Annotated in this window: 15 protein-coding genes; 11 read left to right on the top strand and 4 right to left on the bottom strand. The window is 67.5% G+C overall.

What is annotated here, in order from left to right; translation table 11 throughout:
* Positions 1–363 precede the first annotated feature (363 nt).
* Positions 364–990 carry an RNA polymerase sigma factor gene (locus tag ACFHVL_RS14190; RefSeq protein ID WP_416628222.1) on the top strand — a complete coding sequence of 209 codons (627 nt, stop codon included), beginning with the start codon at positions 364–366 and terminating at the stop codon, positions 988–990.
* 5 nt (positions 991–995) lie between these two features.
* A complete protein-coding gene (locus ACFHVL_RS14185) occupies positions 996–1,982 on the top strand; it encodes a CU044_5270 family protein (RefSeq protein WP_416628288.1) in 987 nt (328 codons plus the stop codon).
* Here ACFHVL_RS14185 and ACFHVL_RS14180 read toward each other — a convergent pair.
* From ACFHVL_RS14180 to ACFHVL_RS14170, 3 genes are all read right to left on the bottom strand, one after another.
* Positions 1,979–3,739 (bottom strand): hypothetical protein, encoded by a 1,761-nt coding sequence (locus tag ACFHVL_RS14180; protein ID WP_416628221.1) that lies wholly within the window; start codon positions 3,737–3,739, stop codon positions 1,979–1,981. The genes ACFHVL_RS14185 and ACFHVL_RS14180 overlap by 4 nt on opposite strands.
* Entirely contained in the window at positions 3,736–4,134 is a 399-nt protein-coding gene (locus ACFHVL_RS14175) for a DivIVA domain-containing protein (protein WP_416628220.1), read from the bottom strand. Before ACFHVL_RS14175 ends, ACFHVL_RS14180 begins: the two co-directional genes overlap by 4 nt.
* 76 nt (positions 4,135–4,210) lie before the next feature.
* Entirely contained in the window at positions 4,211–4,489 is a 279-nt protein-coding gene (locus ACFHVL_RS14170) for a hypothetical protein (protein WP_416628219.1), read from the bottom strand.
* A gap of 490 nt (positions 4,490–4,979) precedes the next feature.
* On the opposite strand from ACFHVL_RS14170, the gene ACFHVL_RS14165 reads away from it, so the two are divergent.
* The 5 genes from ACFHVL_RS14165 to ACFHVL_RS14145 all read left to right on the top strand — a co-directional run bounded on the left by ACFHVL_RS14165 (position 4,980) and on the right by ACFHVL_RS14145 (position 9,362).
* Entirely contained in the window at positions 4,980–6,458 is a 1,479-nt protein-coding gene (locus ACFHVL_RS14165) for a DNA-binding protein (protein ID WP_416628218.1), read from the top strand.
* Positions 6,455–6,976, top strand: a complete 522-nt coding sequence (locus tag ACFHVL_RS14160; protein ID WP_416628217.1) for an NUDIX domain-containing protein — start codon at positions 6,455–6,457, stop codon at positions 6,974–6,976. The genes ACFHVL_RS14165 and ACFHVL_RS14160 overlap by 4 nt, the downstream gene beginning before the upstream one ends.
* Positions 6,977–7,091: 115 nt before the next feature.
* Entirely contained in the window at positions 7,092–7,325 is a 234-nt protein-coding gene (locus ACFHVL_RS14155; RefSeq protein WP_416628216.1) for a winged helix-turn-helix domain-containing protein, read from the top strand.
* A gap of 229 nt (positions 7,326–7,554) precedes the next feature.
* Positions 7,555–8,007: a hypothetical protein gene (locus ACFHVL_RS14150; protein ID WP_416628215.1), complete on the top strand. Its 453-nt coding sequence runs from the start codon at positions 7,555–7,557 to the stop codon at positions 8,005–8,007.
* Between the two features lie 104 nt (positions 8,008–8,111).
* On the top strand, positions 8,112–9,362 hold the full coding sequence (locus ACFHVL_RS14145; protein WP_416628214.1) for a hypothetical protein: 1,251 nt from the start codon (positions 8,112–8,114) through the stop codon (positions 9,360–9,362).
* Between the two features lie 631 nt (positions 9,363–9,993).
* On the opposite strand, the gene ACFHVL_RS14140 is transcribed toward ACFHVL_RS14145, so the two are convergent.
* A complete protein-coding gene (locus ACFHVL_RS14140; protein ID WP_416628213.1) occupies positions 9,994–10,992 on the bottom strand; it encodes a helix-turn-helix transcriptional regulator in 999 nt (332 codons plus the stop codon).
* Between the two features lie 97 nt (positions 10,993–11,089).
* Here ACFHVL_RS14140 and ACFHVL_RS14135 point away from each other — a divergent pair, with 97 nt between their 5' ends.
* From ACFHVL_RS14135 to ACFHVL_RS14120, 4 genes are all read left to right on the top strand, one after another.
* The gene (locus ACFHVL_RS14135; RefSeq protein ID WP_416628211.1) at positions 11,090–11,914 is read left to right on the top strand and encodes an SDR family oxidoreductase; all 825 of its coding nucleotides are present in this window, start codon (positions 11,090–11,092) and stop codon (positions 11,912–11,914) included.
* A 717-nt stretch (positions 11,915–12,631) separates the two neighbouring features.
* A complete protein-coding gene (locus ACFHVL_RS14130; RefSeq protein ID WP_326550349.1) occupies positions 12,632–12,895 on the top strand; it encodes a hypothetical protein in 264 nt (87 codons plus the stop codon).
* A gap of 262 nt (positions 12,896–13,157) precedes the next feature.
* Positions 13,158–13,808 (top strand): hypothetical protein, encoded by a 651-nt coding sequence (locus tag ACFHVL_RS14125; protein ID WP_416628210.1) that lies wholly within the window; start codon positions 13,158–13,160, stop codon positions 13,806–13,808.
* The gene (locus ACFHVL_RS14120; RefSeq protein ID WP_416628209.1) at positions 13,801–14,262 is read left to right on the top strand and encodes a hypothetical protein; all 462 of its coding nucleotides are present in this window, start codon (positions 13,801–13,803) and stop codon (positions 14,260–14,262) included. Before ACFHVL_RS14125 ends, ACFHVL_RS14120 begins: the two co-directional genes overlap by 8 nt.
* Positions 14,263–14,282: the final 20 nt, after the last annotated feature.

Genomic DNA, 14,282 nt, shown 5'->3' with positions numbered 1-14,282 from the left:
GCGGATGGTGACGGGCTGGCCGGGGTGGGTGGCGGCTTGGCGGCGTACTTCGGTGATGAGGCCAGCTGCGTCAGGACCGGGACCGGTCCTCGCGGGCTGTTGTGGGACGGGCATCGATTGTTCGGGGTTAGCAGGGATGGTGGCGCGTAGTGCGCTCCAGAGGTAACGGTGGCAGAACGCGACGGCCTCGGGCTAGCAGGCGCTGGTCGGCAGCGGGTCGGCGACGCGGACCGACCAGGTGTGGCCCTGGGACAGTCCGGGCCGGAACGAACCCGATCTCGCGCTCGTGCATAGAGATTGCAGAGGGAAGTAGCCAGAAGAGGGCAGGCAGATCGTGAACCGTGCGCCGTCGATGGGCTCCGGGTGAGAGGCGTCTCGGCAGAGCCGAGCGATGACGCGGCGATCATCGTCGCGTCGCTCGACGATCCCGATCGCTTCGCGCAGGTGTACGCGAAGCATGTCGGGATGTTGTACGGCTACGCGTACCGGCGGGTGGGTCGGGAGATCGCCGAGGACGTCGTCGCGGACGCATTCGTGGCGGCGTTCCGGGCCCGGCACACCTACGACCCGGACTACCCGAACGCGTACCCGTGGCTGCTCACGATCGTGCATCGTGAGCTGGCCCGCCATCATCGCACCGAGAACGCCCGCTACCGGGCGTACCTGCGGGTGAAGCCGGACAGCGGCGAGGAGGCGTTCGCGGACCGGGTGGCAGCCTCGGCGTCCGCCCAGGCGTGGCGTCGACCGCTGGTCACGGCGCTCGCCCGGCTCGGCCGCAAGGAACGGGACGTGCTTCTGCTGGTTGCCTGGGGCGACCTGAGCTACGAAGAGGTCGCCCGAGCCCTGGACATCCCGGTCGGCACGGTCCGATCACGACTCAACCGGGCCCGCCGCAGGATGCGGGAGGCGTTGGCGTGCGACCCGGCCCGGAGCGCCTCCGCCGGCAATCGCATCGAGGCGCGATGGTGGCAGAAGTGGAGTGGGGCGTGAGTGAAATGGATCGACTCAGGGAGCTCGGCGCAGCTTTGGCCCCGGACGCCGGGGATGCGCCGACGGCCTGGCGCAGCCGCAGTCTCGACGGACCCAGCCCGGAAACTGCAGGGCCGTCTGGTGGCACGGCCTGGCTCGGCGGGCGGTGGAGCCTCGGCATGGCCGGCGCGGCCTTGGTTGCAGTCCTCGTCGTCGCTGTGGGCGCGGCCGTAGGAGGCGGGTGGCCGGCCGGTGGTTCAGCGCCACCTGCGGATACTGCCGAGGCCGCCGACATCCTGCGTACCGCCGCGTTGGTGGCCCAAGACGCGGAGCCTGCCGTCCCGCAAGCTGGGCAGTTCGTGTTCACCGAGACGGTGGGGAGCCCGGTCAACCAGATGGAGCAGCCGGACGGTGGCTTCACCACCAGCACTGGGCCGCCGGTGTTGCGGCAGACCTGGCTGTCGGCCGACGGCACCCAGGACGGATTGATCCGGGACCGGGCGTACCAGCAGGACCAGGCCGCGCCCCACGACCTCGTCCTGCCGGCATGTCCTGTGGGTCGGTCCGGCCCATCCGCCGATCCGATGGTGGACCGACCGTGTACGCCGCAACCGGGTTACGACGCGGGGATGCCGGACAGCCCAGCGTCGGTGCTCGACTGGCTCCGCGCCGACGTGTCGTCGACGGGAGGATCGCCGGCGACAGCCTCCGCCTCCCCCGGTGGCGGCGCCGCTGACGCACTCGTCTTTCAGCGAGCCGCCGAGTTGCTGGTTGGCGGTAGATATCTCACGTCAAACCAGCGAAGCGCCCTGTTCGCCGCAATGGCCTCGCTGCCGGGGACGATCGTCCGACAGCAGGTGCAGGACCTGGCCAACCGTGACGGGGTAGGAGTCGGCATGGCCGGGGGGACAACGCTCATCTTCGACGCGACGTCGTACGTGTTCCTCGGCACCCCCAACAGCGCCCTGCTACGCCAGACCATCGTGGACGAGGCCGGCGCACTCCGGTCCTAGCTCGACAGCACGGTGTGGGTGCCGTCGGGGTGGAGGCGGATGGTGACGGGCTGGCCGGGGTGGGTGGCGGCTTGGCGGCGTACCTCGGCGATGAGGCCAGCTACGTCGGGATCGGGACCGGTCGTCGCGGGCTGTTGTGGGACGGGCATCGGCTGTTCGGGGTTGGCGGGGATGGTGGCGCGTAGTGCGCCGTGCAGGTAGCGATGGCAGCAGGCGACGGCTTCGGGCAGGCAGGCGCTGGTCGGCAGCGGGTCGACGGCCAGCGGGGTGGCCGGGTCGACGACGCGTACCGACCAGGTGTTGCCCTGGGACAGTTCGGGTTGGCCGATGTTGCGGTGGTGGTCGGTGACGGTGACGTCCAGGGCGAGGCCGAAACCGCGTACCAGGCGGGCAAGTTCGTCGAGGGTGGGGCCGGGCCAGTGGTTGGCGCGGACCAGGAGTCGGCCGCCGTCGTTGGTGGCGGCGACTTCGCCGAGGTACGCGTCAACCGGGTCCCCGCCGCCGTCGGCGACCTGGCTGACGCCCAGGCGCAGGTGCTGTTCGATGACGTGTTCGCCGTCGATGTCGGTCAGGTCGGTCGGCGCCACGCCGAAATCCGCCGCGAGCGGGCCGACCTGGTAGTGCTCGCCGAGCTGCCACACTGAGACTCGGCTGAGCGGGTCGGTGTGGGCGAGGGTGGGTTGTGCGTCGTCGTCGGGTCGCCAGTTGCGATGCACGGTCCGGCCGCGCAGGTCGGTGACGGTCAGCACCGCGCCGCGCCGCACCTGCCGGGTGCCGTAACAGTCCAGGCAGTACGGCGGATCCTCTATGTCGGCGCACCGCGTGCACCGGTGGGTGGGGATCGGCTCGCCCCAGTATTTCGGCGTCGGCGGCTCCCAGCCGCGTACGAACTTGCCGGCGGTTTCGGCCGATCGCAGGCTGGCGTGCCACCAGTGCCGGTTCCGCCAGATGGCCTGCGCCCCGCCGTGCTGCTCGGCGTCGCTGAGCATCCGGCGTTCGAGTTGGCCCAGGTCATGGCCGCCGGGGTGACCGTCTAGCCCGACCGGCACCGCAGCCGGGGTGAGCGCATCCTCGGTCAGGTAGTGGGCGGGCAGTCCCGGGTTGGCGACCGTCAGGCCGGTCACGGCCCGGTCGGCGGGGATGGTGGCGAGCGCCGTCGGCAGGTCGGCGATCCAGCGGTGCTGGTAGTCGGGGACGTTGCCGCCGGCGAACTCGAACCGTACGTCCCAGCTCAGCCCGCGCCCGATGGAGCTGGGTCGGACTTCGAGGACCAGGTCGACGTGCAGCTGATCGGCGAGCGCGCACAACCGGCCGAGCAGCCGACCCGGATCCCCCGGTGGTGGTGGTTCGGTGCTGCGGCCGAGCAGGACCAGCCACGGCGTGGCCCGCCGGTCGGCGAGCGCCGCCGCCTCCCACTTGCGGCGCTCCGCCTCCGGGATGCCAGGCTGCCACTGGATCGGCAGCATCAGCCCGGACGACGGCTGCCGGCCCGGCTCGTCGGGGAAGTCCGGGTCGCGCAACGTCGCCGGGGCCACCCCCGCGCGGGTCGCCAGGTCGGTGACGATCGGCGCGTACGGCAGCCACCAGGTGCCGCCCGGGGTCGGCAACGGCGTGAACGAGCCCGGGACGAGGCTGATCGACGCCACCTGCCCGGTGTCGAGGTTGCCGACGGTGAAGACCAGCTGCGCCCGCCGCCGCTCGGACCCGACTCCGGCGATGTAGAGCGAACCGGCCGGCACCCGGTCGACCCCGGTCATGCCGCAACTCCCGCCTGGAACTGCTGCGACTGCCAGTCCCGCAACGCCTGCTTGATCCGAACGTTCTCGTCCTGAGTGGCTGCCAGCTCGCCACGCAGGGCGGTCAGCTCGTCGGCGACCAGGTGCAGAAACGCCCGTACCTCGATGGGGTCGCAACCGCGCCGGACGCGGTCGGCGAACCGGCGGTCCCGGACCAGGCCAGGGCTGATCGACGGCCGCACCGGCCGCCCGTAGTAGTGACCGACCGCGTTCGGGCTACGCCGCACCAGCGGACGCGGCCCGACCGCCGCCGATGCCGCTGCCGCGTTGCGGGTGTGTTGGGTGATCTCGGCGAGCAACCGCCGGGCCCGCCGGCTACGCACCGGCCGACGGAAGAAGTCAAGGAATCTGCGCACGGTTGGTACCGCCTTTCCGGATTCACGGGAATCGGGCAACGTCGTCAGGCAGGGGTAGGAGCTGCGGGGCCGCAGTTCAGGTCGGGTGGTCGCCGCCAGGTCGGCGGTGTCGCCGGTCAGGTGCCCAGCGGAGACCGGCCCGCTGGACGAAGATCTCGCGCCGTTCACGGGCTTCGCCGTCGGGTGCCAGCAGGTAGCCGGTGAGCCAAACCCAGCCCTGATACGTCGGCCTCAGGTCCACAGTCGCCACCCGGAACACGAAGCCCCTGCCAGCCTTGAACTGGACACTCGCCCGACCGTCGATGATCAATTCGTCGCCGGGGCGGGGCTCCGCCGGGGACCGACTGTCCAGCACGGCTACCGATCAGCGGCCGGCATCGTCGCGCCGAAGAAGTCGAGGAGTCTGCGCACGGTAGGACCGCCTTCCGATGTTCACGGGTCGGGCATGGAGATCAGGTCAGGACAGGGAACGGGTGGAAGGGCGGCCCGACCCCGAACGAGGGCACGGAGGTCGGGCCGCCCGCCCTGCGGGCGCAGCCTCAATCGGCGGTACGCCCACAGGGCCGCTGGGCACAGGCGGGGCGCGGTACTGCACAGCTGTGGCTCCGGCGAGAAGCAGGCCAGTAGGGGCCGGTTCCGCCCTGGTCTGGACCTGGCGTGGTCATGGATCGATCGCTCTCCGTAGTTGAGACGTGCCCGGGCAGTTGATAGTGGCGCGGTGTGGCCGCACTCGGCATGACCGAGTACGTATACGCGTCATACATGCCGCGTATGCGGTGCTCCGCGTAGGGTTATCAAGCACTAGAATTGGTGCTCGGGATGTCACTTCGAGGACCTGGACGATCATGGACGCGAACCGCCCGGTGCGATACTGCCGTTGCGGGACGCGGCTTGCCCGAGACAACAGGGTCGGTCAGTGCGCACCGTGTCAGACCAAGGCGCGCGAGTTCGTCACTCGACCGCCGGAGTTACCGGGCGATTTCTGGGACACCGATCAGTTCCGGGATGCATTCGCAGCGCAGCACATCGGCCGCGTCTCGCGGGCGTATCGTAAGCACCCGCAGCACATCGCCGTGTACGGAAAAGATGGAGTTCCACAGAGCGTCGTCGCAGGGTGGCTCGGCCTGACGCAGGCCCAAATCAGCCGCATCGAGAGCGGCGCGGCCGTTCGACACCTCGACAGTCTGACGCATTGGGCACGCACACTGCAGATTCCCGAGCATCTACTGTGGTTCAGGCTCCCCGCCGAGTCGCCATCAAACGACGACGCTCGTACGGCCGATGCAACGAGGGCGGCTGTACCGCAACAAGCCACGCCGTCGCCTTTCCTGCTTCAAGCGCCGTCGTTCGGACTGCCTCTGGGTGACAGCAACGGCTATGTCTCGGCGATGCAGTCGTTCCGGGCTGCGGACCGCCAGGTCGGTGGCTGCCACCTTTACGCGACGGTCCTGCAGTACCTGCAAGCCGAGGTCGCGCCATGCATGTTCGGAGTCGATCACAGCAGTGACGGGCGGTTGGCGTTCACAGCCGCAGCCGCCTTGACCGAGATGGCCGGGTGGATGGCTCACGATGCCGGGCGAGACCAGGCCGCCGAACAGCACTTCGCGCGCTCTCTCGATCTGGGCAAACTCGGCAACGACCGCCAACTCGGCATGCACATCCTCGCCAGCATGAGCCACCTTGCACACTATCAGGGCAAGCCGGCCGCCGCTATTCAGTACGCACGGCGAGGCAGTGAGGCGCTGACTCATGGTCCTCGGTTGCCCGAACTCGAAGCTCGTCTCCTTGCGATGCAGGCCCGTGGCTACGCCGCGCTACGACGACCCGCCAAATGCACGCAGCTCCTCATCGAGGCGGAGCGAGTGCTTGAAGCAGAGCCGGCCGAAAAACGGTCACCGTGGATCAGTCATTTCGATGAAGGCTCGCTTGCGAACGAGGCCGCGCGGTGCCTGCGCCAGCTTGGCGACCTCGGCCAGGCGGAACGGCAGGCCGAGCGTGTCATCGAACTGCGACCAGGAGACCGCACGCGAAGCCGGGCATTCGGACAACTCATCCTCGCGACCGTGCTGATTGCCCAGGGCCGGCCCGATGAAGCTTGCGCCGTCGCTCAAGAGGTGCTGGACGCGACCCAGCAGCTCGGTTCCTATCTCGTGGTCCAGCAGCTTCTTGATCTGAAGCGATCGCTGGAACCACACCGGGGTACCCGCGTGGTGGCCGAGTTCCTGAGTTGCCTCGATGAAGCGCTTAGGCATCGGGTGTGGCTCTACCAGTGGCTGGCACAGGACGGACGTAGCGATGGAACGGCACTCGGGGAGAGACGGTGAACGCGGACGCTCCGCTGTATAAGCGTGACCCGGCGGCGTGGCAGGCGTACTTGGCAGAGGGCAACGCCAAGCAGCCGCGCAAGCGCGTCAGCGCTGACGTACTCATCCGTGACTGCAAGGAACGCATTCTCCTCGTTGATCCGCAGTACAAGCCGGACTGGGACCTGCCCGGCGGTATGGCGGAGGCCAACGAGCCGCCGCATGAGGCCGTCCGCCGGGAGCTGCGCGAAGAACTCGGCCTGGACCTGGACGTAGCCGGGCTCCTGGTGGTCGATTGGGTGTCACCACACGGACCTTGGGACGACCTGCTCTCGTTCATCTTCGACGGTGGCGAGCTGGCCGACGAGCAGTTGGCCGGGCTCAAGATCTCGGATACCGAACTGTCTGCGTTCGAGTTCTGTACGGCGGAACAGGCGCAGCAGCGGCTCCGGCCGTATGTTTGGCGGCGGGTTGCCGTGGCGCTTGACGCGCTGAAGAGCGGGAATGTGCAGTATCTGCAGGACGGGCACATGAGATAACAGCTGGAACGCCGCAACAGCAGGAGGCGAGCGCCCGTTTCCTAAGTCAACATCGGTCTTGTAGATAGCCAAGTTCCATGGTCAAATCGAGGTGCCGAGCGAGGAGTACCTTGAAATGCCCAGTCGACCTGCCGACTACCTGCGTGTCGTCGATGACATCACCAAACAGATCCGGTCCGGCGAGCTGTCGCCAGGCGACAAGCTGCCGACCTACGCCAAGCTCTCCGACACGTACAAGGTCAGCGTCTCCACAGCCCAAGCCGCCCTGCGGCTGCTGCGCGACCGTGGCCTGGTCGAAGGCCACCAGGGCAAGGGCACCTACGTCGCGGAGCAAGCCACAGAGATCTAATCTCTGCCGCCAACCTGGTGGCGAAGCACCACGCTCCCCGTGAAGCCCACGGCCCAGAACACTGCGTATCGTCACGCCGACTACGCTCCGCAACAGCCGAGGTCAATCGCGCGCACCGGATGCGGCATGAGAGTGAAACCGGACCGGATGCGGGGATCGGCTTTGAGCCAGGTGGAGTCGTCCGCCCCCGGGGTTCGTTGTCAGGACTGCGATGCCGGATGATCCCGGGGTGGCGACCATTGATGTGCTGCAAGCGGGCGTGACCAAACCGGGCCCGGACCGATTGGCGAGCGCAGCCTGGCTGGCCCTGGTGCACGACGCCACTAGGAAACTCGGCGGCGTGGTCATCACCTCGGTCGAGGAGCCGACGGTCGGCCGGAACTACTACCGGGTCGGTGTTCGACTCCGTGACGGCGTGTCGCTGAGCATCCTCTTCAACGCAGCAGCCAACCTGGTCGCTGGAGCTCAGCGGCATGATTCCGACAGGATCGACGAGGTGTTCGTAGACGTCCCCGCCGCGGACGTCTACCGCTACGCGGGGCTGCGGGTCGCCGCCGGGGCAGAGCTGGATCAGCCGCTCAACGACCGACACCTACGCCTACTCACCGACGAGGAACGCCGCGACGTCGCCTACCACCAGCCGGAGCGGCTCGGTGACCTACTGTTCAACTGGTTCGACTGAGGGTGCCCCCGCGCGCCCACACCATCCGCAGATTCGGATGACCGTGTCGGTCGTTGCAGGGTACGCGGATCGGGACGGTACCGGTCTCCGGGAGAGAGTGATTCGTGCATTACCCCTTGACGGCGCACCGGCGGGACACGGTCCTCGCGATATTGCGGCCGCTGCATGGTGGGTTCGCGTCGCTGGTGGCGGAGGTGCCGCTCGGGCACGACTGGGCTCCGGTCACGCGGTTGACGTTCGACCGCGACCTGCCCGGCGTCGGCCGGACCGTGGTGGTCAAGACGCGCCGCGTGAACGGGGCCGGTCACGGCGGCCCTGCCCACCTGCGACGGGAGGAGGCCGCGTTACGGATGGCCGCACCCACCGGGGTCACCGCGCGGCCGATAGCTGCCGACCAGGCCGCAGGGGTCGTTATCACGACCGATCTGGGAGGCTGGCCGACGTTGGAGAGTGTCCTCCTCGGCGCAGATGCCGACGCCGCCACGCGAGCGGTGGTGGAGTTCGGCGTGGCCGTCGGGCGGCTGCACGCCGGTACTCGCGACGCGGGTGCGGGGTATCGGCAGGCACTGGCTGGTCTCGGCGCGCCGCAGGCGGATGCCGGCCCCGGACTGCCCTGGCCCGGTGTGGAGAGGTGGCAGGACGTCGAGGTGGCCTGCGCCGAGCTGGGCCTGCCGGACGCACGCATCGCGGCTGGTGACGCCGCGTTCGTCCGGGAGCGGATCGCCGAACCCGGCCCGTTCGCGGCGCTGACGCACACCGACCTCAATCCTGGCAACGCGCTGGTGACGCCGCACGGCGTACGGATCGTAGACTTCGAAGGCGCGATCTTCGGACACTTCGGCTTCGACGCGTCGTTCCTGCACTTCCCGTTCCCCACTTACAGCGCCCACTGGGCGACGTTGCCCGACAGCGTGGTGACCGAGGCCGATCGTGCCTACCGCAGGGAACTGGACCAGGCCATGCCTGGTGAGATCCTCGGACGCCTTGACCGGGCGCTCGCGGTCGGTGCCGCGGCGGCCCTCGCCGTCCGGGTACAGCGACTGCCGCTGCTGGCCGCCACCGGGCAGCCGTCGCGCACACGTTGGCGCCGTCGAGCGCAGCTCGTGCAACAGATCGGGGTGTTCACCAGGCTCGCCGAACGGGCCGAGATCCTGCTGACGATGGCGGACTGGTTCACCCGGCTCGCCGAGGCGATGTCCGCCCGCTGGCCGGACACGACTGCGCCCCCACCGGCGACGTTTCCCGCCTTCCGGTCAGCCAGGGACAGACGACGCCCACGCCCACCGCAGGGAGACCGACGAAACGTGGTCGGCAGGCGAGATGGCAGGAACCCCCCGCGCCACCCCCCAGCATGATCAAGTGCACTGATGTTCGACAGGCCAGAACCCTCGATCAGGCGCACGCTCGCATCGGCACGTCCGGACGCCGGCAACCGGCGCCGACATCGCCGTCGGTGACGAGCGCTACGCGGCATGACAGGACGTTGCGCGTAGGCAACCGCTCGACGATGCCGGTCAGTTCTTTCGATCGGACGCCGGTCGTCAAAGTTCCACGGTGGCATTGCGACGCACAACGTCTCCACCTCGCCCACGTAACGCTCGAGCTCCGCTTGCTGCACGACTGTTTCCCGTACGAGCTGTCTGACCGCCCAGCGACCCGGTGGAGCAGGCGCCAAGGGGCTCGCTGAGTAGAACGACCTGCTCGAAGCGGTCGCAAGAACGGCCTGACTGTTTCGTCCCCCACACCACCACCCAGGGCATTCGCAAGCCCGCCGCAGCACGCACGTACGCCAGCTGTTCGACAACGCCGGTGACGCCGGGACCACCGCCTGGGTCGACGGACGCGTAGTCGGTGCATGGGTGCAGGACCCCGACGGCGTGGTGCAGCTACGCCTGCTCGACGACGATGTCTCCCCGACCGCTCACAAGACGTTGGTGGCTGAAGCGCAGCGACTTACCGAGTGGCTGGACGGCCGGTCTTCACCGTCTACCTGTCACCGGCCAGGCAGCCTGGCGCTGGTCGCTGACCGGGAGAGGTGCCGGCGGTGAGGCGTCGCGCCCAGTTGCGCATGTACTCGATGGCTTCCGGTGGTCCGTGAACGACGACGGGAGCTTCGAGCACACCGATGCAGAAGGTGGCCCAGCCGAGGGAATCGGCGGCGATGTACACCTGGCAGGACGTGTCGTCGATGGGCTCAGCGGTCCCGTAGTGTGCGATCTCGTCCTGCACCCGCTCGGCGGGTGCCTGGACGGTGGCGTGTACCTGATACCTGGCGGGCATCGACCTGATCTGTGCACGCACGTGCTCGACGGGATCGTCCGCAGGGAGCCGGCGTGGGGCGAACGTCTTGCCGGTAGGTCGTGGGTTGTCGATACGGTCGACTCGGAAGGTACGCCAGTCACCTCGGTCCAGATCCCAGGCGATGAGGTAGAGGCGGTTGTCGACGCTGACGATCCGATGCGGGTGGATCGTCCTGCTGGCGACCTGGCCGGTTCGTTTGCGGTAGGTGAACTCCAGCGTTTCAGCGTCTCGGCAGGCGAGTGCAACGGTCGTCAACGACGCAACATCGGTGATGATGGCACGCTGCCCGGTGCCGTCTACCGGGATGGTGACGGCTCGGAGGCTGTCGATGCGGTGTCGGATACGCACGGGAAGCACCTGGACGATCTTGGCCATGGCGCTGAGGGCGGCGTCCCCGGGCGTCGGGTGGGCGCCGGAGGCGATCTCCTTGAGCCCCATGACGATGGCGGCGGCCTCGTCTTCGCTGAGCACCAGCGGCGGGAGGGCGGCGCCGGCGCTGAGCTGGTAGCCGCCACCGGTGCCTCTCGTCGTGGTGATCGGGTATCCGAGCTCCTGCAGGCCGTCGACGTCACGGCGGAGCGTGCGCTGGCTGACGCCCAGGCGACGCGCGAGTTCATCTCCGGGCCAGTGGCGCCGGTTCTGAAGCAGTCCGAGGAGTTCGAGAACTCGGGTGCTGGTCGCCATGACGCGAGCTTAACGACACTTGTGGCCACATATCGGCCACAAGACCGGCGAGGATAGGACTGCGAGCCAAGCGGACCCAAAACGATAGGAACAACAGATGCGCATTCTCGTCACCGGGGCGACCGGCCAGGTCGGTCGCTACCTTGTCGCTCAACTCCATGAGGCAAGGCACGATGTCCGGGCACTGACCCGCAACCCCGCGGCTGCGGAGTTCCCGGCCGGCGTCCAGGTGGTTGCGGGCGACCTGACCGACACCTCCACACTGGGACCCGCCTTCGAAGGAGTCGATGGGGTGCACCTGATCACCTTCGGCGGCGACGAGGGCCAGGACTTGGCCAACGGCTCGGAGATCATCGGCCTTGCTGAGCGCCGTGGTATCCGGCGAGCCACAGTGCTCGGCGGCTGGTCTCCGACCAGCGTCGAAAGTGCCCTGATGTCCAGCACCATCGGCTGGACCATCCTGCAACCCGTGGAGTTCATGGGCAATGCCCTCGAATGGGCCGAGGAGATCCGTACGAAGCGCACCGTCTCGATGCTCGCCACCGACCCCAGTGCGATGGTGCACGAGGCCGACATTGCCGGCGTCGCCGCCAGTGCGCTCACCGAGGACGGGCACGGCAGCCGCACCTACCCGCTCACCGGCCCGGAAGCGCTCACCCCGCAGGCACGCACCCGCATCCTCGCCGAAGCGACCGGTCAGGACATTACTTTCGTGCAACTCACCGAAGAAGGCGAACGTGCCCGGCTGAAAGGTTACGGATACGACGACGACTACGTGGAGTTCGGGATCCAGCTGGCTACCAACCCCCCCGATGCCAGCGGCCTCGTTCTCCCCACCGTCGAGGACGTCATCGGGCGTCCCGCTCGAACCTTCTCACTGTGGGCACAGGAACACGCCGGGCAGTTCCGCACCACGTGCTGACGCAGTCGCCGGTCACTCGCCTTCCCTCATGATCACATGCGCTGCAATCGGCATCAGCGCGAATGCTTCGGCGCACTACTCTCGGCAGATCCGGACGCCAGGGGAACAGCCTGCCCTGCAGGACCCGTTACACAACGTCACGACTTGGGTCGCCGCTAGGTCAGAAGCAAGTCGCCGGACGCAAAGCAAGCTCAGCGCGGTGTGCACTTGGAGCCGTACCACCTCTGAACGGACCTGTGCACCGACAGCGAACGCCCGACAGCCCGCCGGGTGCAGGCCTTCGACCGCAGGGGCACTCCACCTGCAGCCCGACGCCGGGCTGATGGACTGGATGACCATCCCCGATCACCGGCTGGAGTTCGCCGGCAGCAACGGCTTGCCACTCGTCGCATTCGGTGTCCTCGCACCAGACTGGCTGCGATGGGTCCGTACGGCGACCTCAACCTGTACCAGCCCGAGCTGCTGGCTGACTGCCTGCGGCGGTCACCAACAGAGCCGAGAGCAGCTCAGCTGCGCACGCGTCGCGCTGTCGGAGCGGCACTCTCTGTCGGAACGCTCGACGGGCCGCCAGAGACCCAGCCCAGATGACGAGTATCCGTCACTCAGGGTCGCTCTAGCACAACTGGTCGACTATGGTCGGACGTACCGGACGTGGACGGGCTTGACTCACGCAAGATCTGGAGCCGTCCACGCCATTCAGAGCTTGGGGAGGCGCTGGTGGCCAGCATCCAGGAGGTAAAGGCCGGCCTTATCCAGGCCGCCGAGCACGGCAACACGACACAGCAGCAGATCGCGGCTGTGATGAGCACGTTGGACAACATGCTTGCGCAGCTTCGCACGGTCGCAGCAGGCACCGGGCATCCGTTGATTGGCGAAGCTATCACCCGCTGCGAACAGACCAAGGGTCAGCTGGAGTCCGCCGCCGGCCTCGTCCGAGCCGCAGCGGATGCAACCCACCGGTACGCCGGTATCCTCGGGTAGCGGCAGTGAGTGTCGACGAGGTCAAGGGCCGCTTGCGTGAGGGGACCGAGACATTGGGGTCAGCGGCGACAGCCATGGGCTCCGTACGGGAGTCTGTCCGGAGCTGTCACACGGCAGCCATCGCAGTCCTTCAGGACAGCCGGCACGATCACGTCACAGCTGCCCTTAGCCTGCTACGCGAGGCTGACGCTGAAGGCGAGCTGGTTCAGCGCAGGGTCGGAAACAGCACCGACAGCGCCGAAGAGTATATGAAGGCCCTCGGTTGACCAGCGTCGGTGATGTCATCGGGCAACTGGTCCAGATCCTCAATGACTTGGACGGTGCTGCGGTCGAGGCGAGCAACGCTCAGCAGACAGCCGCCGAAGGACTCAAGCACTACAAGACCGCAACGACGGGCGCCGACAGCATGCACGCCGCCGCGATGCTGAGTGAGGCCAGCGAGGCAGTCGCGAAATCCGGTAAGGTAGCCCGGCTCATCGCCGAAGCAGCCACCGAGATCGCAAGCTACATGAACCACATCGCCCCCGGCTCGGTTCCGGACCGCAGCTCCGGCACCGGAGGAATGCCGACCGGGGAAACCCTCTCGGTGCCGCAGTACAGCAAACGACCCAAGGCGATCAAGGCCCTTGGCCGAATCGGGCAGGTCAGAGCCGCTGACGACGGACTTCAACACATCAAGAAGGCTGTGGACTGGTTCCACGATGCAGCGAACCCACCCGGAGGTAGCACGGTCAGCAGGCCTCCGGACTTCGCCTTCGAGCCGACCCATCAGCCAAGCGGAACAGCAGGCGAGGCCCTCCTGGCCGCCTTGACCCTCGCTGTACTCGGCGCGAAGGGATCCGAACTCGCTTCCGGGATACGGAAGCGAGCGAAGAACCGAAAGTCAACCCGGAAGGACGACAATAATGGATGAGGAAACCAAATTTCTCCGTACCATCCTGATTCAAGATTGGGAAGCATACGACTCTTTCATCCGACAGTTTGAGGCACAGGGCAAAGGCACACCTGTCGCCATCATCGGGTACGCATTCTTCGTCGCGGTGCAACGTCGGTTCGGCCAAAGTCTCGACTCAGGCGATGTGCTGCGTTTTGTCGCCGACGCGCGAGCGAATCTCTCCGAAGGACACGAACTACCAGCGAAAGAATCGGAAGCTCTCATCTTCGCCATGCTCGGCATGGATATCGCGGGCACCGAAGAAACCGTAGAGAACCTCGATATAGGCGAAATGGCCGAAATCCAAGCCCAGCTACTGTTCCGACTGATGGAAGATGCACAGTTGAGCGAGGAGCAGCTTGACGCGTTTCTCCTGGAGGCTGAAGGGCTTCTCCACGAGGCTCACCCCGAATACGGGGAGCAGCCCGCATAGAATGAGACGTGATGCGGCTG

Source organism: Micromonospora sp. LOL_023 (assembly GCF_048060115.1).
Taxonomy (GTDB): Bacteria; Actinomycetota; Actinomycetes; order Mycobacteriales; family Micromonosporaceae; genus Micromonospora_E.
Note: the sequence above shows the minus strand (reverse complement) of the source record. Positions and strands in the feature narration are given on the sequence as shown.